Origin of the sequence: Streptomyces sp. NPDC014991 (assembly GCF_043080665.1) — a bacterium.
GTDB lineage: Bacteria > Actinomycetota > Actinomycetes > Streptomycetales > Streptomycetaceae > Streptomyces.
The window spans coordinates 206,529-229,617 of record NZ_JBIBVY010000010.1 but is presented as its reverse complement, the minus strand read 5'-3'; the positions used below and the strand labels follow the sequence as shown (position 1 = coordinate 229,617).

The window sequence follows — 23,089 nt, the reverse complement described above, 5'->3', positions numbered from 1 at the left end:
GCCTGTGGTCGTCGCCCGTGCACGTCCCTCACGAGCTTTCGCTACGACCCGTAGCGTAATGCCATGCGGGCAGCGCGCGACACCCCGCCCCGGTGATCTCCCTCACGGCACCGCATCATCCGCCGGTTATGGTCGTGGCATGCAGAGCCGTACCCCCGCCGGCCGTCCCGGACGCCCGCGCAGCGCCACCGCGGACGCCGCGATCCTGGCCGCGACCCGGGAGGCTCTCGTCGACCTCGGCTGGTCCAAGCTCACCCTGGGGGACGTCGCCACGCGCGCGGGGGTTGCGAAGACCACGCTCTACCGCCGCTGGGCAGGCAAGAACGAACTCGTCGTGGACGCCGTGGCGGAACTCTTCGACGAACTGCGACTGCCCGACCGCGGCAGCCTCGCCGACGACATCGAGGGCGTCGTCCTCCAGTTCGCGGCCATCCTCGCCCGGCCCGAGGCGAAGAGCGGCCTGATGGCGGTGATCGCCGAGTCCACCCGGGACGACGCCCTGCGCGAACGCATCCGCGCCTCCATCGTGGAACGCCAGATGTGCCTGGTCCTGGAGGGCCGCGCCCGGGCACAGCAGCGCGGCGAGCTCCCCCCGGAGCCCGATGCGCGGGAGTCCGCCCGCACGGTCGACCTGATCTTCGACGTGGTGGCCGGCGCGGTCGTCCACCGCACCCTGGTGAGTGGCAAACCGGCGGACGAGGAGTGGGTCCACAGCTTCACCCGCGTCCTGCTCCACGGCCTGGCGGAAGCCCCGGGAGACGGCTAGGGTCTTTCGTTCGGATCAGGCCGGATCAGGGAGCGGGTCCTGGTGCCGTGCATCGCAAGGCGGAGGAGGGCGCCATGGCGGAGCCATGGCAACCGACGACAACGCGGCGAGGCGCGGTGCCAGGGCCCGCGAGCCCGGCATGATCCGAACGAGAGGGCCTAGCACGCCGCGGGCGGCTCCCACGGGAGGTCGCGCGCCGACGCAACGCTGCCCGCCGGCTGTCGGACCGGCGGGCAGCTTGTCGGGAGGGGGTCAGAAGCCCGGGGGCTCCGTGTACACCCCCCACTCGTCGCGCAGTACCCCGCAGATCTCGCCGAGTGTCGCCTCCGCGCGTACGGCGTCCAGCATCGGCTCGATCATGTTGGCGCCGGAGCGGGCGGCGGCCAGCATGCCGTCCAGGGCGCCGCGCACCGCCGCCTCGTCGCGCGCGGTCTTCCGTCCGGCGAGCGCCCGCACCTGCTCACGCTCCACCTCGTGGCTGACGCGCAGGATCTCCAGGTCTCCGGTCACCGAGCCGGTGGCGACGTTGACGCCCACGACCCTCTTGTCACCCTTCTCCAGGGACTGCTGGTAGCGGAACGCGGATTCGGCGATCTCCCCGGTGAACCAGCCGTCCTCGATGCCGCGCAGGATGCCGGAGGTGATCGGTCCGATCGGGTGCCGTCCGTCCGGGTGGGCCCGCCGGCCCCGCTCCCTGATCCGCTCGAAGATCTTCTCCGCGTCCGCCTCGATCCGGTCCGTCAGCTGCTCGACGTACCAGGAGCCGCCCAGCGGGTCGGCCACGTTGGCGACCCCGGTCTCCTCCATCAGCACCTGCTGGGTGCGCAGGGCGATCTCCGCCGCCTGCTCGCTGGGCAGTGCCAGGGTCTCGTCCAGGGCGTTGGTGTGCAGCGAGTTGGTCCCGCCGAGCACGGCGGCCAGCGCCTCCACGGCCGTACGCACCACGTTGTTGTAGGGCTGCTGCGCGGTCAGTGAGACCCCGGCGGTCTGGGTGTGGAAGCGCAGCCACTGCGCCTTGTCGCTCTTCGCGCCGTACACGTCCCGCATCCAGCGCGCCCAGATGCGCCGGGCGGCCCGGAACTTGGCGATCTCCTCGAAGAAGTCGACGTGCGCGTCGAAGAAGAAGGACAGGCCGGGCGCGAAGACGTCGACGTCCAGTCCGCGGCTGAGGCCCAGTTCGACGTACCCGAAGCCGTCCGCGAGCGTGTACGCCAGCTCCTGCGCGGCCGTGGCGCCGGCCTCCCGGATGTGGTAGCCGGAGACGGACAGCGGCTTGTACGCCGGGATGCCCGCCGCGCAGTACTCCATCAGGTCGCCGATCAGCCGCAGATGGGGCTCCGGCTGGAAGAGCCACTCCTTCTGGGCGATGTACTCCTTGAAGATGTCGGTCTGGAGCGTTCCGTTGAGCACGCCCGGATCGACGCCCTGGCGCTCGGCGGCGACCAGGTACATGCAGAAGACGGGCACGGCGGGCCCGCTGATGGTCATGGAGGTCGTGACGTCCCCGAGCGGGATGTCCTTGAACAGCACCTCCATGTCGGCGGCCGAGTCGATGGCGACCCCGCAGTGCCCGACCTCGCCGAGCGAGCGCGGGTCGTCGGAGTCGCGGCCCATCAGCGTCGGCATGTCGAAGGCGACGGACAGCCCCCCGCCGCCGGCGGCGAGGATCATCTTGTACCGCTCGTTGGTCTGCTCGGCGTTGCCGAACCCGGCGAACTGCCGGATCGTCCAGGTACGGCCGCGGTAGCCGGTCGGGTGGAGCCCGCGCGTGAAGGGGTACTCCCCGGGCCAGCCGATCCGGTCGAATCCCTCGTACGTGTCGCCCGGTCGGGGGCCGTACACCGGCTCCACGGGGTCGCCGGAGAGCGTGGTGAAGTCCGCGTCGCGCTTGCGCGCGGCGTCGTAGCGGGCCTGCCAGCGACGGCGGCCCTCCTCGATGGCGTGAGCGTCCATACCCTTGAATTTACTAGGACGTCCTAGTAAATGTCGATGGCTGACCGCCGTACGACATCCGTACGGCGGTGTGCGCTACGCCTTGGCGACGGCCGGGGCCCGGTCGCCGACCTGCGCGTCCAGCTCGCGGCTGATCTTCCGCTCGACGAAGAAGGCAGCCGTCGGAATGGTGCCCGCGAGCAGCACCCACAGCTGCTTGCCGACCGGCCACTTCGCCTTGGAGCCCAGGTCGAAGGCGAAGATCAGGTAGACGACGTACAGCCAGCCGTGGGCGATGGCGACGACCCGGGTGAAGTCGGCGGCACCGTCGACGCCCAGCCCGTACTTCGCGATCATGCTCAGGCACAGCAGCACCAGCAGGACACCGGTGGTGTACGCCATGACGCGGTAGCGGGTCAGCACGCTTTTTTTCATGGAGCCGAGCGTAACCACCCGTTCCGGGAGATCTTGCCCCGGGTCACTCCTCGTCGAAGTCGTGCGCCGCGATCCGCAGGGGCCGGAGCATCGCGAAGATCTCCTGGCACTCCTCGGCGTCGTACACGCCGAGGCCGAAGTCCATGGCCATCAGGTCGCGGGTGGCCGCGTCGACCACCTCACGGCCCTTGTCGGTGATGACGGCGAGGGTGCCGCGGCCGTCGTTGGGGTTGGGCCGCTTGGCGACCAGCCCCGACCGCACCAGCCGGTCCACGGTGTTCGTCACCGACGTGGGGTGCACCATCAGCCGCTCGCCGATCTTGGACATCGGCAGCTCACCGGCCTTGGAGAAGGTGAGCAGCACGAGCGCCTCGTACCGGGCGAACGTCAGCCCGTACGGCTTGACCACCGCGTCCACCTCGGCGAGCAGGATCTGCTGGGCGCGCATGATCGAGGTGATCGCGGCCATGGACGGCACGTTCCCCCAGCGCTGCTTCCAGAGCTGGTCGGCGCGGTCGATGGGGTCGAACGGAAGGCTGAGAGGCTTCGGCACGTCTTGAGACCCTACCGGCCGGTCATATGCCGGTCAGCTCCGTCTCGGCTTTCGGTCACCTGGGCCCGGGGAGTCACGTCGGCTCAGTGGCCGGCCCGCCGCAAACGGTGCCGTACCGCCCGTTGTGCCACCGGCCCGAGGTCCTCCAGGGCGGCCACCAGTGCGCCGAGCTGCTCCAGCGCGCCGAGCGCCGCCTGCGCACCCTGACCGTCGACCCCCTCGTACAGCTCGATCCCGACGAAGGACGCCGCGACCGCCCGCGCCAGGCCCGCCGGGTCGACGAACTCGCCGAACGGCGTCGAAGCGAGCAGGCGCGTGAGCACCCGCTCGATCTCGGTGATCCACAGCCGCAGCCCGTCGGCGGTGGCCGGTCCCACCGCGGCGTGCGTCGGTGCCCCGGCCAGCAGCTGGCCGAGCAGGGCCACATGTCCCCCGGCCCGCTCCCGCTCGTGGATCTCCCGCCCGAGAGTGAGCAGCTCGGACAGGGAGGAGACACCGGCGAGCCGTTCCCGGTAGCCGGCCACGGCCTTCTCCGCCCCGTACCGGCAGGCCGCGGCGAGCAGTTCGTCCACCGATCCGAAGTGGTAGAAGACCAGCGCCTGATTGACGCCGGCCGCCGCCGCCACCGTCCGCGCCGACGTCCTGGCGATGCCCTGCTCGGTGAGCGTCCGCAGGGCGCCCTCCAGCAGCTTCGTCTTGGTCTCCTGCGCCTTCGCCGTCTCCGGGCTCATGCGCGCGCCTCCTCCCGCACCGGCCTCAGCCCGGGCCGCACCCCGCGGACACGCACATCCGTGTACGACGCCGTGAACGAGCCCTCGTAGCCGAAGAGCGGCCCTGCGTACCGGTTCACCACCCGGACCCGGATGCGTAAGCGGCCGGTCGACTCGTCGTAGGACTCCCGCACCTCGGCCGTGGCGCCGATGATCTCGGGCACCCGGACGTCCACCGGCCCCTCCCGGAACCGGTGCTCGCCGGAGCGGATGAGCAGCGAACCGTCGGGTTCGGCACGCAGGTGCAGGTCGCTGGCGAGGTGCTGGTGGGTGCCGAGGTAGTCGAGGATGCGGTCTCCCCGGGGGCTCAGCACCATCTGCGCGTCGAAACGGCGGGTGCGGCCGGGCAGGTCGAAGGTGCGCACGAAACTCACCGTCTCACGGCCGAAGCTGTCGACGTAGGGCACGTTCTCGATCACGAACGGAATGTTCCGCCCGGCCCGGGGGACCAGGATGTTGCGGACGGCGCCCAGGGCCAGGAACGGCCGCACGAACGCCGGACCGTGCCAGATCCGGTCCATCACACCCCGGCCCGTGCAGGCCTCACCGCTCGCCAGGCCCACCGAGAAGCGGCGCCGCAGGGCCGGGTGGAGGCGGTCGAAGTCGGCGCCCATCACGGTCTGGAAGATCGAGGTCATCCGTGCTCCTCCAGGGTGCGCAGGAGACGGGGTGCCCGGACGCGGGTGGCGGGGGCGCGCAGGCAGCGCCGGGCGGCCGGGGTCCCGGCGAGCGGGGCCTTGAACAGGGCGAGGGAGACGCCGACGACCAGCAGCAGCGGGCACAGGTAGGCCATGGCGTCCGTCAGGGGGCCTAGCGGGCCGGGGAGGGCGCCCTGCCCGAGTCCGGTCAGGCCCAGGGCGAGCAGCAGCGTGCGGACCGTCAGCTCGGCGAGCCAGTTGGCGAGGGCCCGCTCGGGGGTGACGCCCCGCTCCAGCCAGAGCCGGAGCCGGTCGAAGGACCAGGCGGTCGCCCAGCCCATGAGCGGACGGAGGAGCAGGCGGTCGGCGAGGGCGCCGAGGGCTCCCCAGCGGGGGCGGTAGTCGTAGCCGGTGAGGAAGCGGACGCCGTGGGCGTCGGGCACGTAGCGCCAGTAGCCGCTGCCCTCGGCGATCAGCGAGAGGGGGTGGGGGGAGCAGAAGCGCAGGGCGGAGGTCCGGGTGCCGTCGGGGCGTTCCCGTTCGCCGGCCGCCACCCCGGTGCCGGACACGGTGAGGAACGGCAGCACGCGGGTGGCGTAGCGGAAGCGCTGCGGCTCACCCTCCGCGCGCGGGAGGTGGTGGATCTCGGTGAAGCGCAGGTCCCAGCGCTGGTGGCACGCCGGGTCCTGGGTGCGGGCCCATAGCTCGTCCAGGTCGGCGCGGATGTGTGTCTCCACGTACAGACCCATGTGTTCCCCCACGTCAGCATGGTGTTTGAGCGAACGCTCAAACCGTCTGCCCCTGAACGTACCGCTCTTTGAGCGATCGCTCAAACACTTGTGCACGGAATCAGCCGGTGCACGGGAGGACCCCGCGCACGAAAAACCCCGGCCGGTGCGGGCCGGGGTGTCGCCGGAGCGGCGGAGCTACTGCGCCAGGTGCCGCTCGACGGTCGCGACCTTGGAGGTGAGTCCGTCGGTCACACCGGGCCGGATGTCGGCCTTGAGGACGAGCGAGACGCGCGGCGCACGCTGCTCGACGGCGGCGACGGCACGCCTGACGACGTCCATGACCTCGTCCCACTCGCCCTCGACGGAGGTGAACATGGCGTCGGTGCGATGGGGCAGGCCGGACGCGCGGACCACGCGGACGGCGTCGGCGACGTACTCCCCCACGTCCTCGCCGACACCCAGGGGCGTCACGGAGAAGGCGACGATCATGCGTTGGCTCCTTGCCGGCGTGCGCGGGCGGCGATGACGGCGTCCTCGGCCTCGCGGCGCAGCTTGCGCTCGGCGAAGAAGCCGCCGGTGGGCAGCACCGAGAGGACGAAGTAGAGGGCCGCGGTCTCCAGCGGCCACTTGGCGCGGTTCCAGGCGTCCGCCCAGAAGAGGACGTACAGCACGAAGAGGACGCCGTGGATCGCGCCCATGACGGGGACCGCGTTGAAGTCCGTGGTCCGCTTCAGCACCGAGCACAGGAGCAGGATCAGGAAGGACACGGCCTCCGGGGCCGAGACCAGGCGGAGACGGCGGAGGGCGGTGGCGGTCTTGATGTCCACGGGTCACCTTCGGTGGGAGTAATCGTTTGTGAACGCACGCACAAGCGTCTCCCCATTGTGGCAAACGGCGCCCCCAGGGGTCCGGTCAGGGTGGGTGTCCACCCGGCGGCCCTGTTCCGTCCACCCGTCCGGCGGCTACTTTCGCAGCGTGGCGATGTTCCGACTCCAGGGGAGCAAGGTGCTCGCCGTCGACGTGACCGGTGACGCCGTGAAGGCGAAGAACGGCTCGATGGTCGCGTACGACGGGCGGATGACCTTCAAGAAGCTGAGTGGTGGCGGCGAGGGGCTGCGCGGGATGGTGACCCGGCGGCTCACCGGCGAGCAGATGACGGTGATGGAGGTGAGAGGCCAGGGGACCTGCTGGCTGGCGGACCGGGCCGCCGAGATCAACCTGGTCGCCCTGCGGGGCGACAAGCTGTACGTCGAGGCGGGCAACCTGCTGGCGACGGACGGGGGGCTGCGGACGGGCACGACGTTCACGGGCCTGCGCGGCGCCTCGCAGGGCAACGGGCTGTTCACGACGACCGTGGAGGGGCACGGCCAGGCGGCGATCCTCTCCGACGGGCCGGCGGTCGTGCTCCGGGTCACCCCGCAGTACCCGCTGACCGTGGACCCGGGCGCCTATGTCGCCCACCAGGGCGAGGTGCGGCAGTCCCTCCAGTCCGGTGTGACCTTCCGCACCTTCCTCGGGGAGGGCGGCGGCGAGGCCTTCCAGATCCGCTTCGAGGGCGACGGCCTGGTGTACGTGCAGCCGAGCGAGCGGAACACGATCGCGGGGGACCTGTGAGATGACCTTCCGGGAGATCAACGCCAAGATGGTCGAGGCGACCGTGCTGCCGGGGCAGCGGCTGTTCAGCCAGCGCGGGGCGATGCTCGCCTACAAGGGGGACGTGTCCTTCACGCCCAGCGTCCAGGGCGGCCAGGGCGGGGTGATGTCCATGATCGGACGCCGGGTGGCCGGCGAGGCGACCCCGCTGATGACCGTGGAGGGCAGCGGCACGGTCTTCTTCGGGCACGGCGGTCACCACGTGCACGTCATCGGCCTCACCGGCGACACGCTGTACGTGGAGGCCGACCGGCTGCTCGCCTTCGAGGGCACGCTGCGGCAGGGCACGATGTTCATGGGCGCGCAGGGCGGCGTGATGGGCCTGGCGCGCGGGCAGGTCACCGGGCAGGGCCTGTTCACGACGACCCTCCAGGGGGACGGCTCGGTGGCCGTGATGGCGCACGGCGGCGTCTTCGCGCTCCCGGTCACCCCCGAGCGCCCGGTCCATGTCGACCCGCAGGCCTACGTCGCCCACCACGGCGAGGTCCGCAACAGACTGTCCACCGCGATCGGCTGGCGCGACATGGTGGGCCGCGGTTCCGGTGAGGCCTTCCAGCTGGAGCTGAGCGGCAGCGGCACGGTCTACGTCCAGGCGTCGGAGGAGAAGCTGTGAGCACCCACGGAACGGCGGGCGCCGGACCGGTCGTGTACGACCCGATGACGCTGCCCGCCGACGACAACGTGAACGCGTACACCTTCTGCGTCGAGCTCAGGAGCGGCCAGTGGTTCCTCCAGAAGGGGAAGATGATCGCCTACTACGGGGCGATCGAGTTCGACGGCATCGGGCACGGGCGACTCGACCGGCTTGTCCGTACGTCGTTTCATTCGCCACTGCACGCGAGCGACTGGGTCGTGGCGGCGGGCTCGGGGAAGATGCTGCTGGCCGACCGGGCCTTCGACGTCAACTCCTTCGACCTGGACGACGGGAACTTGACCATTCGCGCGGGCAACCTGCTCGCTTTTCAGCCAAGTCTCGCGCTCAAACAATCGATCGTGCCGGGTTTTCTGACCCTTATCGGAACCGGCAAGTTCGTGGCCGCATCTAACGGGCCGGTGGTGTTCATGGAACCCCCTGTCCGGGTCGACCCTCAGGCGCTCGTCGGGTGGGCCGACTGCCCGTCTCCGTGCCATCACTACGACCACGGGTATCTGACGGGTGTACTGGGCGGTCTACGTGCGATGACGGGCTTCGGCGGGGTTTCCGGCGAGGAGCATCAGTTCGAGTTCGCCGGCTCCGGGACGGTGTTGTTGCAGTCGACGGAGACCCTCATGGCCGAGGCGGCCACGGGGGCGGTTCCGCCCGATCCGGGGGTCCCCGGAGGTGGCGGAGCGGCACCGTTCGGGCACGGTCCGCAATCGTCGGCCGCACCGCGCCTTCCCGGACAGCTCGGAGACCTCCAGCGTCGCTTCGGGCTGTGAGCGGTAGTCTGCGGAGTGTGACATCGAACGCGTGCGCACAGTCACACCACCCGAAGTAGTTCGCCATTCAACTTCTTAGGTAGACTTCATTCATGGAGACCGAGACGGCCACGCGCTGGCTGACCGATGCGGAGCAGTGCGCCTGGCGCACCCACCTGGAGGTCAACAGGCTGTTGACGTACCAGCTCGAAAAGGATCTCCAACCGTTCGGCCTGACAATGAACGACTACGAGATCCTGGTGAACCTGTCCGAGTCGGAAGACGTACGGATGCGGATGAGCGACCTCGCCTCCGCGACCCTCCAGTCCAAGAGCCGGCTCTCGCACCAGATCACGCGGATGGAGAACGCGAATCTGGTGCGCAGGGAGAACTGCGAGTCCGACCGGCGGGGACTGTACGCCGTGCTGACCGAGCACGGCATGGAGACGATGCAGAAGGTCGCACCGCACCACGTGTCGTCCGTACGGCGGCACTTCATCGATCTGCTGTCCCAGGATGCCCTGATCGAACTGGACAAGGCGCTCCGGCCGATCGCCGAGCACCTCAGAGGGCAGCGGGGACGCCCCTGAGCCTCCCGGGAGACTCAGGGGGTGACAGCACGGCAGGGGGGCGCACGGCCCGGTCCTATCGCGGTGCCGCCGCGCCCGCCTCCGCCGCACCCGCTGATCCCGCTTCCACCGGATCCGCGCGCACCGAACCCGTCTTCGCGGAGTCCGTCTTCGCGGAGCCCGTCGTCGGGGAGCCCGTCGTCGCGGAGTCCGTGCCCGCCCCTGCCGCCCAGGTGGCGCGGCCGCTCGCGGCCAGGGCGGACAGGAGGGCGATGCCGCCCGCCAGGGCGAAGCACACCGCCGAGGACAGCCGGCCGGCCAGCAGTCCGGCCACCAGCGCTCCCGCCGAACTGCCGGCGTTCACGCCCATGTTCACCCACGCCCCGGCCTGGGTGCGGGCGCCGTCGGGAGCCGTTTCGTCGGCGAGCAGGTAGGCCGTCGTCAGGGCCGGGGCGACGAACGCGCCCGCGACGACCATGGCCCCGGTGAGCGTCCACAGGCCCGGCGCCAGACCGGCCGGGACGAGCACCAGACCGAGGCCCGCCGCGAACCGGCACAGGCGGGCGCGGGTCGACGCGCGCCACCGCACCGCCCCGTGGGCCAGACCGCCCAGCGCGCTTCCCGCCGAGAGCGCGCCCAGCACCCAGGGGACGAGGGCGGCGTCGTACGAGCGTTCCGTGGCGAAGGCCATCACCAGCAGTTCCACGGCGCTCAGGGAGAGACCCGTGCCCAGGGCGACGACGACCGGGGGCAGCACCTGACGCCGACCGCCGCGCTGGTGCCGGCCGGCGGCGGGACGCGGGCCCGGCAGGGCCGGGGACCTGACGAAGACGCAGGTGCCCGCCACGTTCAACACCGCGCTGAGCAGGATTCCGGCGGCCGGCGGGGCGAAGCCCAGGAGGACGCCGACCAGCGCCGGGCCGGAGACGAACAGCAGTTCCTCGGCGACTCCGTCCAGGCTGTAGGCCCGCTGGAGCAGGTCCCCGTCGGCGACCAGCCGGGACCACAGCGCGCGCATGGTCGGACCCAGCGGGGGCGCGCACGCACCCGCCAGGGCCGCGGAGACGGCGATGAGGGGCGCCGGCGCGCCGGGCCGCCAGGTGAGGAGCGCCAGGACGCACAGCAGCGCGCCGTACAGCGCCGACATGGGCAGCAGGGCCCGGCGCGGGCCGTGGCGGTCGATCAGCGCGGCCCGCAGCGGCATGAGGAAGACCGTCATGGCGCCGAACAGCGACAGCACTACGCCGGAGACGGCGTAGGACCCGGTGGCCCGGGTGACGGACAGCAGGACCGCCAGGCCGACCGTGCCGTAGGACAGGCGGGCGGTCAGGGCGGCGGTGAAGGTGCGGCGCGCATGGGGGACGCGCAGGACGGCGGCGTACGAAGGCCGCGAAGGGTACGTGGACACGCGGACGTTCCTCTGGGAGAGGCGGAAGAGGGGACACCGAAGGCAGCGGTGGCCGGTGGCCGGACACCGCGCATCCGGTGCGCTCTACGCCAGGAAGAGGAACGACATGGGGGCAAGCTAGCAGTACGGCGGCCGGGGCGGCAGGGGTCAGCCCCGCGTCAGGCCCGTGACCAGTTCGTCAGCCGCCCGGTAGGGATCCAGTTCGCCGGTCACGATCCGCTCGGCGAGGGCGCTGAGGCGGCGGTCGCCGTGCAGGTCGCCGATGCGTTCCCGCAGTGCCGTGACGGCGATGGTCTCCACCTCGCGGGCCGCGCGGGCCCGGCGGCGCTCGCCGAGGACACCGCGTTCCTCCATCCACGCCCGGTGCTTCTCCAGGGCCTGAACGACCTCGTCGATGCCCTCGGCGCGGGCCGCGACGGTCTTGACGATCGGCGGGCGCCAGTCCCCGGGCCCACGGGACTCGCCCAGGCCCAGCATGTGGTTCAGCTCGCGGGCGGTGGCGTCGGCGCCGTCCCGGTCGGCCTTGTTGACGACGTACACGTCACCGATCTCCAGGATGCCGGCTTTCGCCGCCTGGATGCCGTCGCCCATGCCGGGGGCCAGGAGGACGACGGAGGTGTCCGCCTGGGAGGCGATCTCGACCTCCGACTGGCCGACGCCGACCGTCTCGACCAGGATCACGTCGCAGCCGGCCGCGTCCAGCACCCGGATCGCCTGGGGCGCCGCCCAGGCGAGGCCGCCGAGATGGCCGCGGGTCGCCATCGAGCGGATGTAGACGCCGGGGTCGGAGGCGTGCTCCGACATGCGGACCCGGTCGCCGAGCAGCGCGCCGCCGGAGAACGGCGAGGACGGGTCGACGGCCAGGACGCCGACCCGCCTGCCCTGCTTGCGGTACGCGGTGACGAGCGCGGAGGTGGAGGTCGACTTGCCGACACCCGGTGAGCCCGTCAGGCCCACCACATAGGCGTTGCCGGTCAGCGGCGCCAGGGCCGCCATGACCTCCCTGAGCTGCGGAGACGCCCCCTCCACCAGCGAGATCAGCCGGGCCACGGCCCGCGGCCGGCCCTCTCTCGCCCGGGCGACCAGCGTGGAGACGTCCTGCATCACAGCTCCGTTCACTTCACCGACGTACCGGAACACGGCCCTACGGGACCTCAGGCCTTCGGTACCCGCACGATCAGCGCGTCACCCTGGCCGCCACCGCCGCACAGCGCCGCCGCGCCGACGCCACCGCCACGGCGCTTCAGCTCCAGCGCCAAGTGGAGCACGAGGCGGGCGCCCGACATACCGATCGGGTGGCCGAGCGCGATGGCGCCGCCGTTGACGTTCACCTTTTCCGTGGACACGCCGAGGTCCTTCATTGACTGCACGGCGACCGCGGCGAAGGCCTCGTTGATCTCGATGAGGTCGAGGTCGGAGACGTCCAGGCCCTCCTTCTTCAGGGCGTGCCGGATGGCGTTGGACGGCTGGGACTGGAGGGAGTTGTCCGGGCCGGCCACGTTGCCGTGGGCGCCGATCTCGGCGAGCCACGTGAGGCCCAGTTCCTCCGCCTTGGCCTTGCTCATCACGACCACGGCCGCCGCACCGTCCGAGATCTGCGAGGCGGAGCCGGCGGTGATGGTGCCGTCCTTGGCGAAGGCCGGGCGCAGCCTGCCCAGGGACTCCACGGTGGTGTCGCCGCGGATGCCCTCGTCCTTGCTGAACAGCACCGGGTCGCCCTTGCGCTGCGGGATCTCCACCGGCGTGATCTCGGCCTCGTACAGGCCGTTCTTCTGCGCGGCGGCGGCCCGCTGGTGGGACAGGGCGGCGATCTCGTCCTGCTCGGCGCGGCCGATGCCGAGCCGGGTGTTGTGCTTCTCGGTGGACTCGCCCATGGCGATTCCCTCGAAGGAGTCGGTCAGACCGTCGTGGGCCATCGCGTCGAGCATCTCGACCGCACCGTACTTGAAGCCCTCACGGGAGTTCGGCAGCAGGTGCGGGGCGTTGGTCATGGACTCCTGGCCGCCGGCGACGACGATGTCGAACTCGCCGGCGCGGATCAGCTGGTCGGCCAGCGCGATCGCGTCGAGGCCGGACAGGCAGACCTTGTTGATGGTGAGCGCCGGGACGCTCATCGGGATGCCGGCCTTGACCGCCGCCTGGCGGGCCGGGATCTGGCCCGCGCCGGCTTGCAGCACCTGGCCCATGATCACGTACTGCACCTGGTCGCCGCCGATCCCCGCACGGTCGAGGGCGGCCTTGATCGCGAAGCCGCCCAGGTCGGCTCCGGAAAAGGACTTCAGCGAGCCCAGCAGCCGCCCCATGGGCGTACGGGCGCCCGCGACGATCACCGAGCTGGTCGTTCCAGAAGACATGAGGTGCGATCCCCTTCCAGCTGACGAGCAGCCGAGGAGTGAACGAGGGTTTACTTCGAATGTACTGAGCCGGTGAGCACGCCGTCACCGGCCTGCCGGTGTGATCGCGCGCACGTTGCGTAACCACCCCGGGAGCGCTGCACTGAATCCATGCTGACGCGAATCGACCACATCGGGATCGCCTGCCACGACCTCGACACGACTGTCGAGTTCTACCGGGCCACGTACGGCTTCGAGGTGTTCCACACCGAGGTCAACGAGGAGCAGGGCGTGCGCGAGGCCATGCTCAGGATCAACGGGACGTCGGACGGCGGCGCCTCCTACCTCCAGCTGCTGGAACCGACCCGCGAGGACTCCGCGGTCGGCAAGTGGCTCGCCAAGAACGGGGAGGGCGTCCACCACATCGCTTTCGGTACGGCGGATGTCGACGGGGACGCCGCCGACATCCGCGGCAAGGGCGTACGCGTGCTGTACGAGGAGCCACGACGCGGCTCCATGGGGTCGCGGATCACCTTCCTGCACCCCAAGGACTGCCACGGTGTCCTGACAGAACTGGTCACTTCGGCCCCTGTTGAGTCGCCCGAGCACTGATGCCCGTACATAAGGGCCGGTAGGGTTGGGGGCGGTCGTCCCCGCACCCGGGGGCGACCGCATGCCGGGGTCCGGGTTTCGGGGGACGAGCGTCGGGGCGGCAGCCCGTGCTCCGCCGCTGATCTGACACCATTCCCCGGGGGCCCCGTTCGGCCGATGGACGGAGCTCGTTGCAGAAGCTGACCAGGGGACGGATGGGACCGCGCAGTGCGGGGCTACGAGAGCCAGGAGCGAGAGCCGGCGGCTGACGTCGACCACCTCTCTCGGTTCGAGGCCGAGATGAAGCGGCTGAGGACCGAGCGGGAGAAGGCGTTCCAGCACGCCGAGGACCTCGGCTACCAGGTCGAGGTGCTGCGCGCCAAGCTGCACGAGGCGCGCCGCACCCTCATGACCCGGCCCGCCTACGACACGGGCGATCTCGGCTACCAGGCCGAACAGTTGCTCCGCAACGCCCAGATGCAGGCCGAGCAGCTGCGCCAGGACGCCGAGCGGGAGCTGAGCCAGGCCCGCGCGCAGACCCAGCGCATCCTCCAGGAGCACGCCGAGCAGGCCGCCCGGCTCCAGGCCGAGCTGCACCAGGAGGCGGTGACCCGGCGCCAGCAGCTCGACCAGGAGCTGGCCGAGCGCAGGGCGACCGTCGAGTCCCACGTCAACGAGAACGTGGCCTGGGCCGAGCAGCTGCGCGCCCGGACCGAGGCCCAGGCCCGCCGGCTGCTCGACGAGTCCCGCGCGGAGGCCGAGCAGGCCATGGCGACCGCCCGCGCGGAGGCCGAACGGCTGACCCGGGAGGCCCGGGAGCGGCTCCAGAGCGACGCCGAGAGCGCCCGCGCGGAGGCCGAGCAGATCCTGCGCCGCGCCCGCGCGGACGCCGAACGGCTGCTGAACGCCGCCTCCGACCAGGCGCAGGAGGCCACCGAGCACGCCGAGCAGCTGCGCACCGCCACGGTCACCGAGTCGGACAGCGCCCGCCGGCAGGCCGCCGAGCTGAGCCGGGCCGCCGAGGAGCGGATGACGGCGGCCGAGGAGGCGCTGCGCAAGGCGCAGACCGAGGCCGACAAGGTGGTCACGGAGGCGAAGGAGGCCGCCGCCAAGGCCCTCGCGAGCGCCGAGGCCGCCAACGAGACGCGGACGCGCACCGCAAAGGAGCAGGTCGCCCGGCTGGTCGAAGAGGCCACCAAGGAGGCCGAGCACACCCGCTCCGAGGCCGAGCAGCTGGTCGCCGACGCGCGGGCCGAGGCCGAGAAGCTCGTCGCCGAGGCCGCCGAGAAGGCCCGCTCGATCACCGCCGAGGAGACCGCCACCCAGCTGTCCAAGGCGGCCAGAACCGCCGAGGACGTCCTGAACAAGGCCTCGGAGGACGCCCGCAGGACCACCAGGGCCGCCGCCGAGGAGGCCGAGCGGATCCGCAGCGAGGCCGAGGCCGAGGCGGACCGGCTGCGCGCCGAGGCACACGACATCGCCGAGCAGCTCAAGGGCGCGGCGAAGGACGACACCAAGGAGTACCGCGCCAAGACGGTCGGGCTCCAGGAGGAGGCCCGCCGGCTGCGCGGCGAGGCCGAGCAGCTGCGCGCCGACGCGGTCACCGAGGGCGAGTCGATCCGCGCCGAGGCCCGACGCGAGGCCGTCACGCAGATCGAGGAGGCGGCCAGGACCGCCGAGGAGCTGCTGGCCAAGGCCAAGGCGGACGCCGACGAGCTGCGGCAGTCCGCGACCGCCGACAGCGAGAAGGTCCGCACCGAGGCCATCGAGCGTGCCACGGCACTGCGCCGGCAGGCCGAGGAGACCCTGGAGCGTGCCCGCAAGGAGGCCGAGCGGCTGCGCGCCGAGGCCGCCGAGCAGGCCGAGACGGTCGGCGCAGACGCCGAGAAGGCCGCCCGCGAGCTGCGTGAGGAGACCGAGAGGGCCCTGGAGGCCCGCCGTACCGAGGCCGCCGAGGAGCTGGGCCGCCTCCAGTCGGAGGCGCAGGAGCGGCTGGCGTCGGCCGAGCAGGCGCTGGCCGACGCCCGCGAGGAGGCCACCCGGATCCGCCGGGAGGCCGCCGAGGAGGCCGAGCGGCTGCGCGCGGAGTCCGCCGAGCGGATCCGTACGCTCCAGCAGCAGGCGGAGGCGGAGGCGGACCGGCTGCGCGACGAGGCCGCGTCCGACGCGTCCGCCTCCCGCGCCGAGGGCGAGGCCATCGCCGTACGGCTGCGCTCCGAGGCCGCCGCCGAGGCCGAGCGGCTGAAGGTGGAGGCCCAGGACACCGCCGACCGGGTGCGCGCGGAGGCGCAGGCCGCCGCCGAGCGGCTCGGCACCGAGGCGTCCGAGACGCTGGCCGCCGCCCAGGAGGAGGCCGCCCGGCGCCGCCGTGAGGCCGAGGAACTCCTCGGCGCGGCCCGCGAGGAGGCCGGCCAGGAGCGGCAGCGGGCCCGCGAGCAGAGCGAGGAGCTGCTGGCGTCCGCGCGTACGCGGGTCGAGGAGGCCCAGGCGGAGGCGACCCGGCTGGTCGAGGAGGCCGACCGGCGCGCCACCGAGATGGTCGCCGCCGCCGAACAGCACGCCCAGCAGGTGCGGGACTCCGTCGCCGGGCTGCACGAGCAGGCGCAGGAGGAGATCGCCGGGCTGCGCTCGGCCGCCGAGCACGTGGCGGACCGTACGAAGCGGGAGGCCGAGGAGGAGGCGGACCGGGTCCGCGCCGACGCCTACGCCGAGCGGGAGCGGGCCGGTGAGGACGCCTCCCGGGTGCGGCGCGAGGCGCACGAGGAGACGGAGGCCGCGAAGGCACTGGCCGAGCGGACGGTCGCGGAGGCGATCGCGGAGGCCGAGCGGCTGCGTTCGGACGCGAGCGAGTACGCCCAGCGGGCGCGCACCGAGGCGTCGGACGCGCTGGCCGAGGCCGACCAGGCGGCGGCCCGTACCCGGGCGGACGCCCGCGAGGACGCCAACCGCATCCGTTCGGACGCGGCGACACAGGCGGACACGCTCATCACCGAGGTCCGCGGTGAGGCCGAGCGGCTCCGGACCGAGACGGCCGCCGAGGCCGACCGGGTGCGCACCGAGGCGCTGACCGAGGCGGAGCGGCTCCGTACGGAGACGGCCGCCGAGGCGGAGCGGGTGCGCGCCGAGGCCCTCGCCGAGGCCGACCGGGTCCGGGCGGAGGCCGTCGCGGGCGCCGAGCAGCTCATCGGGGACGCCACCGGCGACGCCGAGCGGCTGCGCGCCGAGGCCGCCGAGACCGTCGGTTCCGCGCAGGCGCACGCCGAGCGGCTGCGGACGGAGGCCGAGCAGCTCAGGACGGACGCGGAGACCGAGGCCGAACGGCTCGTCAGCTCCGCGCGCGAGGAGGCCGAGCGGACGCTGGACGAGGCCCGCAAGGAGGCCAACAAGCGGCGTTCGGAGGCGGCGGAGCAGGTCGACACGCTCATCACGGAGACCACGGCCGAGGCCGACAAGCTGCTCACCGAGGCGCAGCAGCAGGCACTGAAGGCGACCACGGAGGCCGAGTCGCAGGCCGACACTATGGTCGGCGCGGCCCGCAGCGAGGCCGAGCGGATCGTCTCCACGGCGACCATCGAGGGCAACTCGCTGGTGGAGAAGGCCCGTACGGACGCGGACGAGCTGCTGGTCGGCGCCCGCCGGGACGCCACCGCGATCAGGGAGCGCGCGGAGGAACTGCGCGACCGCGTCACCACCGAGATCGAGGAGCTGCACGAGCGGGCCCGGCGCGAGGCCGCCGAGACGATGAAGTCGACCGGCGACCGCTGCGACGCGCTCATCAAGGCCGCCGAGGAGCAGCTGGCGAAGGCCGAGGCGAAGGCCAAGCAGCTGGTGTCGGACGCCGATTCCGAGGCGGGCAAGGTGCGCATCGCCGCGGTCAGAAAGGCGGAGGGGCTGCTCAAGGAGGCCGAGCAGAAGAAGGCCAGCCTCATCAAGGAGGCCGAGGAGCTGAAGGCGGAGGCGATCCGCGAGGCCCGGCGCACGGTCGAGGAGGGCAAGCGCGAGCTGGAGATCCTGGTGCGCCGGCGCGAGGACATCAACACCGAGATCTCCCGCGTCCAGGACGTCCTGGAGGCGCTGGAGTCCTTCGAGGCCCCGGCGGCCGGCAAGGACGGCGGAGTCAAGGCGGGCGCCACCGTGGGTGCCCCCCGATCGGGTGGCAAGTCGTCGGACGGTTAGGGGGAAGGGTGGATTCCGGCGCCTTCCGGGGGTTTGCCCGGGTCCTGGGCGAGCCGTGCGCCGGTCAGCCACCCGAAAGTGGTGCCATTCTCCAGATCAAAACCGTATCCGCTCGATGACACACCGCTTCGGCCCCTAGGATTCCCCTTATCACCTCACCGGTCTCATTCGACAGGAACCCCATGAGCGACACTTCCCCCTACGGCTTCGAGCTTGTGCGGCGTGGGTACGACCGCGCTCAGGTGGACGAACGTATCTCCAAGCTCGTCTCCGACCGTGACAGCGCTCTCTCCCGTATCACCGCCCTGGAGAAGCGCATCGAGGAACTCCATCTCGAAACGCAGAACGCCCAGGCCCAGGTCACCGACGCCGAGCCGTCGTACGCGGGTCTCGGCGCGCGGGTCGAGAAGATCCTGCGCCTGGCCGAGGAAGAGGCCAAGGAGCTGCGTGAGGAGGCCCGGCGCGCGGCCGAGCAGCACCGCGACCTCGCCGAGTCGGCGGCCCAGCAGGTCCGCAACGACGCCGAGTCCTACGCCTCCGAGCGCAAGGCCGCGGCCGAGGACGAGGGCGTCCGGATCGTCGAGAAGGCCAAGTCCGACGCCTCCCAGCTGCGTTCCGACGCACAGAAGGACGCGCAGTCCAAGCGGGAGGAGGCGGACGCCCTCTTCGAGGAGACCCGCGCCAAGGCCGCGCAGGCCGCCGCCGACTTCGAGACGAACCTGGCCAAGCGCCGCGAGCAGTCCGAGCGCGACCTGGCCTCCCGTCAGCAGAAGGCCGAGAAGCGCCTCGCCGAGATCGAGCACCGCGCCGAGCAGCTCCGCCTGGAGGCGGAGAAGCTGCGCACCGACGCCGAGCGCCGCGCCCGCCAGACGGTGGAGACGGCCCAGCGCCAGGCCGAGGACATCGTGGCCGACGCCAACGCCAAGGCCGACCGCATCCGTTCGGAGTCCGAGCGCGAGCTGGCGGCGCTCACCAACCGCCGCGACAGCATCAACGCCCAGCTGACGAACGTCCGCGAGATGCTCGCCACGCTGACCGGCGCCGCGGTGGCCGCGGCCGGCACGTCCACCGACGACGAGCCGATCTCCCGGGGTGTGCCGGCACAGCAGTCCCGTTGAGTCCGGGTGGCCGTACGGCACAGTGAGGCCGTGAGGGGTGGTGGGTTTCCGACCCACCACCCCTTTCGCGTGCGGACGCCCGGCAGGGCGGCCCTGCCGGGGCGGACCGTCGGTGGGGGCCGGTACGTGCGGGCCCGGCGGCGGGGGTCCGGCGGCGGGGCCCGTGGGGGCGGGCGCGGCGGCGGAAGCCCGTCGTCACCGGCGCGGCAGGACGAGATGCACCGGCGAGCCCCACCGGCGGGGCCGGCGGGGCCGGCGGGGAGCACCCGTCGACGCGACGCGAAGCCGGCAGGGAGAGCCCGAACCTGGCAGCGAGCCAGCAGGGGGCAGCCCTCAGCACCGACCCGGCAGCGGGCCAGCAGGGGGCACCCCTCAGCACCGACCCGACGGCGGAAGCCCATCGGCAGCGGCCCGTCAGACCGAAAGGCAGCGGCGGGACCCAACGGTGAGACCGGCCGGAGGCGCCCGTCGGGACCGACCCCGCACGGAGAGCCCGCTGTTCCGGACCTGGCAGCGGGACCCGGCAGGGGGAACCCGTGGGCGCGGCCCCGGCGAGCGGAGGCCACTCACCCGGACCTGACGGCGGGACCCGGCAGGGCACCCCGTCGGCGCCGACCCGGTGGCGCGGTGAGCGGTGGGGCGACCCCCGTCGGCGCGGACCCGGTGGCGCGGCGGACGGCCGCGCGCAGCCGTCCCGCCCGCCGTCCCATGCGTAGCCTGGAGCACGAGGGCCGGGCCTCGTCGGGCGGAACCCGCATGTTCCGGCCAGGACCGGCCAGGACCGGCCGGAATCGGGTGCGGGCGGTGCGGGCCGGAAGGGGGCCGCTGTATGGCGGTCGGTGAACGCGACCTCGAGGACGCCATCCTCGGCCTGCTCGACCGGAGGGCTGCGGGGGCGTCCGTCTGCCCCTCGGACGTGGCCCGTGCGGTCCACCCGCGCGCGGACGAGGGATGGCGGGAGCTGATGGATCCCGTTCGCCGGGCCGCGGCCCGGCTCGCCGCCCGGGGGCAGGTGGAGATCACCCAGCACGGCACACCCGTCGACCCCGCCCGCGCCCGCGGCCCCGTCCGCATCCGCCGCCCCGCCTGACGGCCGGCGCCCCCGAAGCGTCTTCCGGCGTCACGTCCGTCCCCCTCGCCGGCCTCGGGCGCCGGGACTGCCGGTGGACCCGCGGGCACCCCGCGTGACGTCCCGGCTTTACCCGCTCTTGAGTGGAACCGTCAGCGCCCCGATATCCTCCTAACTCTTACGGGGGCGTGTGCCCCGCTGTCCTGAACCTTTTGATGGGTGCGGAGCATGATCGAGGCTGTCGGCCTGACCAAGCGATACGGCGACAAGACCGCCGTGTACAACCTTTCCTTCCAGGTGCGGCCCGGCGCCGTCACCGGCTTCCTCGGCCCGAACGGCTCGGGCAAGTCCACGACGATGCGGATGATCCTCGGTCTGGACAACCCCACGTCCGGGTCCGTGACGATCGGCGGCTACCCCTACCGCAGGCTGCCCAACGCCCCCCGGCAGGTCGGCGCGCTGCTCGACGCCAAGGCCGTGCACGGCGGCCGCAGTGCCCGCAACCACCTGCTGAGCCTCGCCCAGCTGTCGGGCATCCCGGCCCGCCGGGTGGACGAGGTGCTCGGAGTCGTCGGCCTCCAGGACGTGGCCAAAAAGCGTTCCAAGGGCTTCTCGCTCGGCATGGGCCAGCGCCTCGGCATCGCCGCCGCCCTGCTGGGCGACCCGCAGGTGCTGCTCTTCGACGAGCCGGTCAACGGTCTCGACCCCGAGGGCATCCTCTGGGTGCGCAACCTGATGAGGGCGCTCGCCGCCGAGGGCCGTACGGTCTTCGTCTCCTCCCATCTGATGAGCGAGATGGCGCTGACCGCCGACCACCTCATCGTCATCGGGCGCGGACAGCTGCTCGCCGACATGAGCGTGCGTGACTTCATATCGGCCAACTCCGCGGACTTCGCGCGCGTACGCACCCCGGACACGGACCCGCAGCTGCGCGAGAAGCTGACCTCCGCGCTCACCGAGGCGGGCGGGCACGTCCTGCCCGAGCAGGACGGCGCGCTGCGGGTCACCGGGCTGCCGCTGCCCCGCATCAGCGACCTGGCGCACGAGACGGACGTACGGCTGTGGGAGCTGTCGCCGCACCAGGCCTCGCTGGAGGAGGCGTACATGCGGATGACGCAGGGCGCCGTGGACTACCGCTCGACGATCGACCAGAAGGCGGGCCTGCAGCAGCCGCTGCCGCCCGGGGCCCAGCCGCCCATGCCGGTCCCCGGCCAGGGCCAGCCCGGCTGGTACGCCCCGCCGCCGCCCCAGCAGGGCGGCCAGCCGTTCGCCCCGGCACCGCACGCCGGCGCGCCGGCGGGCACGTACGGCACCCCGGGCGCCGGCACCGGCAACCCGTACGCCCAGCAGCCCGCCCAGGCCCAGCCGGCGCAGGCGCAGCCGTCCGCCCCGGCCCCGGCGGCCTCGCAGACCCCGGCGGCCTCGCAGGCCCCGCTCAGCCCGCCCGAGCCGCAGCAGGCGCCCGCCGACGCGGCCCCCGCAGCCGACGCCGGTGCCGCGCCGGCCGTCTCCGTCACCGCCGACCCGACCAAGCCCGAGGACGCCCGATGAGCACCCCCCAGCCCCCGATGCCACAGGCCCCCGCAGCCGTGCCCCAGTGGCAGGCGGCGCCCGGTGGGCCGTACCCCGGCTACACCTCGCCCATCCCGGTCGTGCGCACGCACCTCGGGCACGCGCTGGCCTCCGAGTGGACGAAGATCAGGTCGGTGCGGTCGACGATGTGGACGCTCGGCGTCTTCGTGCTGCTCGTCCTCGGTGTCGGTCTGCTGGCCGGCGCCCTGGTCGCCGCCCACTCCGACCCGTCGAGCCTGTCCGGCGACAACCCGCTGTCCTTCGGCTTCTTCGGTCTGCTCCTCGGCAGCATCTGCATCATGACGCTCGGTGTGCTGACCACGGCCTCCGAGTACGGCACCGGCATGATCCGTACCACGATGACCGCGTGCCCCAACCGGGCCCGGGTCCTGGCCGCCAAGTCGATCGTGTTCTTCGCCGTCGCGTTCGTCGTCACCCTGGTCTCGTCCGGCTTCGTGGCCATGGTCCAGGCGTCCATGCTGGCGGACACCGGCGCCCGGTCCCCCTCCGGCGGTGACTGGTTCAAGGCCACCGTCGGCGTCAGCCTCTTCATCGCCCTGCTGGGACTGATCTCGCTGCTCATCGGCTCGGTCATCCGGCACTCCGCGGGCGCCGTCACCCTCATGATCGGCGTGCTGCTCGCGCCGCTGGTGCTCGCGCTGTTCATGGGGACGGAGTCGCTCAACAAGGTGCGGGAGTGGCTCTTCGAGTACTCGATCCCCAACCAGCTGAGCGTCTTCTACGCCAACTCCCTGAGCGAGTCCGGCCCCTCGGGCTGGGACCCGCTGTGGATCATGCTGGGACTGACGGCGGCGATGTACGCGGGCGCGTACGCGCTGCTGCGGAGCCGGGACGTCTGAGACCCAGGGCCCCGCACCACAGGCCGACGATCCGGCCTAGAACCTCGGCGCGTTACGGGACCGCTGCACCCGCGTGGTGCGGCGGTCCTTCGCGTTCCAGCACGCCTTGTGCCAGTGCCGGCGGTCGTCGACGCCCGAGTGCTCCGGCCAGGCCACCACGTGCGGCACCGCGGAGGGGATCAGCTGGTCACAGCCCGGGCAGCGGTACGTCTTGCCCTGCGCGCTCGCTCCGGCGACATGCCGCACGCTCCACTCGTCGCCCTGCCAGCTCTCGGTGGACTGCCAGCCGCCGTACCGGCCGGCGCGGTCGACCTCGGCGCTCCGGCCCGGTGATCCGGCTGCGTTGGGTCGGTTACGACGCGGGGACACGGGACACCTCTCGGGGCTATACAGGAAGCGCGGGCCGCCTCCAGCCTACGCGCCGCCGGGTCGGGTACGCGTAGGGAACCAACCCGTACAAGTCCCCTTCCAGGGCCACCCATTCTCAAGACAATCCGCAAATCTCTCCGCGAGACCG

At 72.4% G+C, this 23,089-nt stretch carries 23 protein-coding genes; 11 read left to right on the top strand and 12 right to left on the bottom strand.

What is annotated here, in order from left to right; genetic code table 11:
- Positions 1 to 139 precede the first annotated feature (139 nt).
- Positions 140 to 766, top strand: a complete 627-nt coding sequence (locus tag ACF1BE_RS18200; RefSeq protein ID WP_392200028.1) for a TetR/AcrR family transcriptional regulator — start codon at positions 140 to 142, stop codon at positions 764 to 766.
- A 252-nt stretch (positions 767 to 1,018) separates the two neighbouring features.
- Here ACF1BE_RS18200 and ACF1BE_RS18195 read toward each other — a convergent pair whose 3' ends face one another.
- The 8 genes from ACF1BE_RS18195 to ACF1BE_RS18160 all read right to left on the bottom strand — a co-directional run bounded on the left by ACF1BE_RS18195 (position 1,019) and on the right by ACF1BE_RS18160 (position 6,652).
- Positions 1,019 to 2,719 (bottom strand): methylmalonyl-CoA mutase, encoded by a 1,701-nt coding sequence (locus ACF1BE_RS18195; protein ID WP_392200027.1) that lies wholly within the window; start codon positions 2,717 to 2,719, stop codon positions 1,019 to 1,021.
- Between the two features lie 75 nt (positions 2,720 to 2,794).
- Positions 2,795 to 3,133, bottom strand: coding sequence for a DUF3817 domain-containing protein (locus ACF1BE_RS18190; RefSeq protein ID WP_356820175.1), 339 nt, complete (start codon positions 3,131 to 3,133; stop codon positions 2,795 to 2,797).
- A gap of 43 nt (positions 3,134 to 3,176) precedes the next feature.
- Positions 3,177 to 3,686 (bottom strand): MarR family winged helix-turn-helix transcriptional regulator, encoded by a 510-nt coding sequence (locus ACF1BE_RS18185; RefSeq protein WP_392200026.1) that lies wholly within the window; start codon positions 3,684 to 3,686, stop codon positions 3,177 to 3,179.
- A gap of 83 nt (positions 3,687 to 3,769) precedes the next feature.
- Positions 3,770 to 4,417: a TetR/AcrR family transcriptional regulator gene (locus ACF1BE_RS18180; protein ID WP_392200025.1), complete on the bottom strand. Its 648-nt coding sequence runs from the start codon at positions 4,415 to 4,417 to the stop codon at positions 3,770 to 3,772.
- Positions 4,414 to 5,094 (bottom strand): DUF4166 domain-containing protein, encoded by a 681-nt coding sequence (locus ACF1BE_RS18175; RefSeq protein WP_392200024.1) that lies wholly within the window; start codon positions 5,092 to 5,094, stop codon positions 4,414 to 4,416. The genes ACF1BE_RS18180 and ACF1BE_RS18175 overlap by 4 nt, the downstream gene beginning before the upstream one ends.
- Positions 5,091 to 5,843, bottom strand: a complete 753-nt coding sequence (locus ACF1BE_RS18170) for a hypothetical protein (protein ID WP_392200056.1) — start codon at positions 5,841 to 5,843, stop codon at positions 5,091 to 5,093. Before ACF1BE_RS18170 ends, ACF1BE_RS18175 begins: the two co-directional genes overlap by 4 nt.
- 177 nt (positions 5,844 to 6,020) lie before the next feature.
- Positions 6,021 to 6,314 (bottom strand): MTH1187 family thiamine-binding protein, encoded by a 294-nt coding sequence (locus tag ACF1BE_RS18165; protein WP_392200023.1) that lies wholly within the window; start codon positions 6,312 to 6,314, stop codon positions 6,021 to 6,023.
- On the bottom strand, positions 6,311 to 6,652 hold the full coding sequence (locus ACF1BE_RS18160; RefSeq protein ID WP_392200022.1) for a DUF3817 domain-containing protein: 342 nt from the start codon (positions 6,650 to 6,652) through the stop codon (positions 6,311 to 6,313). Before ACF1BE_RS18160 ends, ACF1BE_RS18165 begins: the two co-directional genes overlap by 4 nt.
- 154 nt (positions 6,653 to 6,806) lie before the next feature.
- Here ACF1BE_RS18160 and ACF1BE_RS18155 point away from each other — a divergent pair, with 154 nt between their 5' ends.
- The 4 genes from ACF1BE_RS18155 to ACF1BE_RS18140 all read left to right on the top strand — a co-directional run bounded on the left by ACF1BE_RS18155 (position 6,807) and on the right by ACF1BE_RS18140 (position 9,466).
- Positions 6,807 to 7,439 carry an AIM24 family protein gene (locus ACF1BE_RS18155; RefSeq protein ID WP_392200055.1) on the top strand — a complete coding sequence of 211 codons (633 nt, stop codon included), beginning with the start codon at positions 6,807 to 6,809 and terminating at the stop codon, positions 7,437 to 7,439.
- 1 nt (position 7,440) lies between these two features.
- On the top strand, positions 7,441 to 8,091 hold the full coding sequence (locus ACF1BE_RS18150; protein ID WP_392200021.1) for an AIM24 family protein: 651 nt from the start codon (positions 7,441 to 7,443) through the stop codon (positions 8,089 to 8,091).
- Entirely contained in the window at positions 8,088 to 8,897 is an 810-nt protein-coding gene (locus ACF1BE_RS18145) for an AIM24 family protein (protein WP_392200020.1), read from the top strand. Before ACF1BE_RS18150 ends, ACF1BE_RS18145 begins: the two co-directional genes overlap by 4 nt.
- 92 nt (positions 8,898 to 8,989) lie before the next feature.
- Positions 8,990 to 9,466 carry a MarR family winged helix-turn-helix transcriptional regulator gene (locus tag ACF1BE_RS18140; protein ID WP_392200019.1) on the top strand — a complete coding sequence of 159 codons (477 nt, stop codon included), beginning with the start codon at positions 8,990 to 8,992 and terminating at the stop codon, positions 9,464 to 9,466.
- Between the two features lie 55 nt (positions 9,467 to 9,521).
- Here ACF1BE_RS18140 and ACF1BE_RS18135 read toward each other — a convergent pair whose 3' ends face one another.
- The 3 genes from ACF1BE_RS18135 to ACF1BE_RS18125 form a co-directional block, all read right to left on the bottom strand.
- The gene (locus ACF1BE_RS18135; protein ID WP_392200018.1) at positions 9,522 to 10,853 is read right to left on the bottom strand and encodes an MFS transporter; all 1,332 of its coding nucleotides are present in this window, start codon (positions 10,851 to 10,853) and stop codon (positions 9,522 to 9,524) included.
- 147 nt (positions 10,854 to 11,000) lie between these two features.
- A complete protein-coding gene (gene meaB, locus ACF1BE_RS18130; RefSeq protein WP_392200017.1) occupies positions 11,001 to 11,957 on the bottom strand; it encodes a methylmalonyl Co-A mutase-associated GTPase MeaB in 957 nt (318 codons plus the stop codon).
- A gap of 50 nt (positions 11,958 to 12,007) precedes the next feature.
- Positions 12,008 to 13,207: an acetyl-CoA C-acetyltransferase gene (locus tag ACF1BE_RS18125; protein WP_392200016.1), complete on the bottom strand. Its 1,200-nt coding sequence runs from the start codon at positions 13,205 to 13,207 to the stop codon at positions 12,008 to 12,010.
- Positions 13,208 to 13,357: 150 nt separating this feature from the next.
- On the opposite strand from ACF1BE_RS18125, the gene mce reads away from it, so the two are divergent.
- From mce to ACF1BE_RS18095, 6 genes are all read left to right on the top strand, one after another.
- On the top strand, positions 13,358 to 13,798 hold the full coding sequence (gene mce / locus ACF1BE_RS18120) for a methylmalonyl-CoA epimerase (protein WP_121786850.1): 441 nt from the start codon (positions 13,358 to 13,360) through the stop codon (positions 13,796 to 13,798).
- A 207-nt stretch (positions 13,799 to 14,005) separates the two neighbouring features.
- Complete coding sequence (gene scy / locus ACF1BE_RS18115) at positions 14,006 to 17,953, top strand: polarized growth protein Scy (protein ID WP_392200015.1); 3,948 nt, start codon at positions 14,006 to 14,008, stop codon at positions 17,951 to 17,953.
- Between the two features lie 182 nt (positions 17,954 to 18,135).
- Positions 18,136 to 19,071 (top strand): cellulose-binding protein, encoded by a 936-nt coding sequence (locus ACF1BE_RS18110; protein WP_392200014.1) that lies wholly within the window; start codon positions 18,136 to 18,138, stop codon positions 19,069 to 19,071.
- 829 nt (positions 19,072 to 19,900) lie between these two features.
- The gene (locus ACF1BE_RS18105) at positions 19,901 to 20,161 is read left to right on the top strand and encodes a DUF3253 domain-containing protein (RefSeq protein ID WP_392200013.1); all 261 of its coding nucleotides are present in this window, start codon (positions 19,901 to 19,903) and stop codon (positions 20,159 to 20,161) included.
- Positions 20,162 to 20,368: 207 nt separating this feature from the next.
- A complete protein-coding gene (locus ACF1BE_RS18100; RefSeq protein ID WP_392200012.1) occupies positions 20,369 to 21,691 on the top strand; it encodes an ABC transporter ATP-binding protein in 1,323 nt (440 codons plus the stop codon).
- Entirely contained in the window at positions 21,688 to 22,572 is an 885-nt protein-coding gene (locus tag ACF1BE_RS18095) for an ABC transporter permease (protein WP_392200011.1), read from the top strand. The genes ACF1BE_RS18100 and ACF1BE_RS18095 overlap by 4 nt, the downstream gene beginning before the upstream one ends.
- Before the next feature lie 36 nt (positions 22,573 to 22,608).
- Here the strand turns inward: ACF1BE_RS18095 and ACF1BE_RS18090 are convergent, their stop codons facing one another.
- A complete protein-coding gene (locus tag ACF1BE_RS18090) occupies positions 22,609 to 22,941 on the bottom strand; it encodes an ATP/GTP-binding protein (RefSeq protein WP_392200010.1) in 333 nt (110 codons plus the stop codon).
- Positions 22,942 to 23,089 lie beyond the last annotated feature (148 nt).

What these genes read in the sequence shown, in the direction of transcription:
- ACF1BE_RS18195 (WP_392200027.1), bottom strand. Translation starts at nt 2,719, where the DNA reads ATGGACGCTCACGCCATCGAGGAGGGCCGCCGTCGCTGGCAGGCCCGC.
- ACF1BE_RS18105 (WP_392200013.1), top strand. Translation starts at nt 19,901, where the DNA reads ATGGCGGTCGGTGAACGCGACCTCGAGGACGCCATCCTCGGCCTGCTC.
- ACF1BE_RS18100 (WP_392200012.1), top strand. Translation starts at nt 20,369, where the DNA reads ATGATCGAGGCTGTCGGCCTGACCAAGCGATACGGCGACAAGACCGCC.
- ACF1BE_RS18095 (WP_392200011.1), top strand. Translation starts at nt 21,688, where the DNA reads ATGAGCACCCCCCAGCCCCCGATGCCACAGGCCCCCGCAGCCGTGCCC.
- ACF1BE_RS18125 (WP_392200016.1), bottom strand. Translation starts at nt 13,207, where the DNA reads ATGTCTTCTGGAACGACCAGCTCGGTGATCGTCGCGGGCGCCCGTACG.
- meaB (WP_392200017.1), bottom strand. Translation starts at nt 11,957, where the DNA reads ATGCAGGACGTCTCCACGCTGGTCGCCCGGGCGAGAGAGGGCCGGCCG.
- ACF1BE_RS18110 (WP_392200014.1), top strand. Translation starts at nt 18,136, where the DNA reads ATGAGCGACACTTCCCCCTACGGCTTCGAGCTTGTGCGGCGTGGGTAC.
- ACF1BE_RS18175 (WP_392200024.1), bottom strand. Translation starts at nt 5,094, where the DNA reads ATGACCTCGATCTTCCAGACCGTGATGGGCGCCGACTTCGACCGCCTC.
- ACF1BE_RS18165 (WP_392200023.1), bottom strand. Translation starts at nt 6,314, where the DNA reads ATGATCGTCGCCTTCTCCGTGACGCCCCTGGGTGTCGGCGAGGACGTG.
- ACF1BE_RS18200 (WP_392200028.1), top strand. Translation starts at nt 140, where the DNA reads ATGCAGAGCCGTACCCCCGCCGGCCGTCCCGGACGCCCGCGCAGCGCC.
- ACF1BE_RS18150 (WP_392200021.1), top strand. Translation starts at nt 7,441, where the DNA reads ATGACCTTCCGGGAGATCAACGCCAAGATGGTCGAGGCGACCGTGCTG.
- ACF1BE_RS18180 (WP_392200025.1), bottom strand. Translation starts at nt 4,417, where the DNA reads ATGAGCCCGGAGACGGCGAAGGCGCAGGAGACCAAGACGAAGCTGCTG.
- mce (WP_121786850.1), top strand. Translation starts at nt 13,358, where the DNA reads ATGCTGACGCGAATCGACCACATCGGGATCGCCTGCCACGACCTCGAC.
- ACF1BE_RS18190 (WP_356820175.1), bottom strand. Translation starts at nt 3,133, where the DNA reads ATGAAAAAAAGCGTGCTGACCCGCTACCGCGTCATGGCGTACACCACC.
- ACF1BE_RS18140 (WP_392200019.1), top strand. Translation starts at nt 8,990, where the DNA reads ATGGAGACCGAGACGGCCACGCGCTGGCTGACCGATGCGGAGCAGTGC.
- ACF1BE_RS18155 (WP_392200055.1), top strand. Translation starts at nt 6,807, where the DNA reads ATGTTCCGACTCCAGGGGAGCAAGGTGCTCGCCGTCGACGTGACCGGT.
- ACF1BE_RS18170 (WP_392200056.1), bottom strand. Translation starts at nt 5,843, where the DNA reads ATGGGTCTGTACGTGGAGACACACATCCGCGCCGACCTGGACGAGCTA.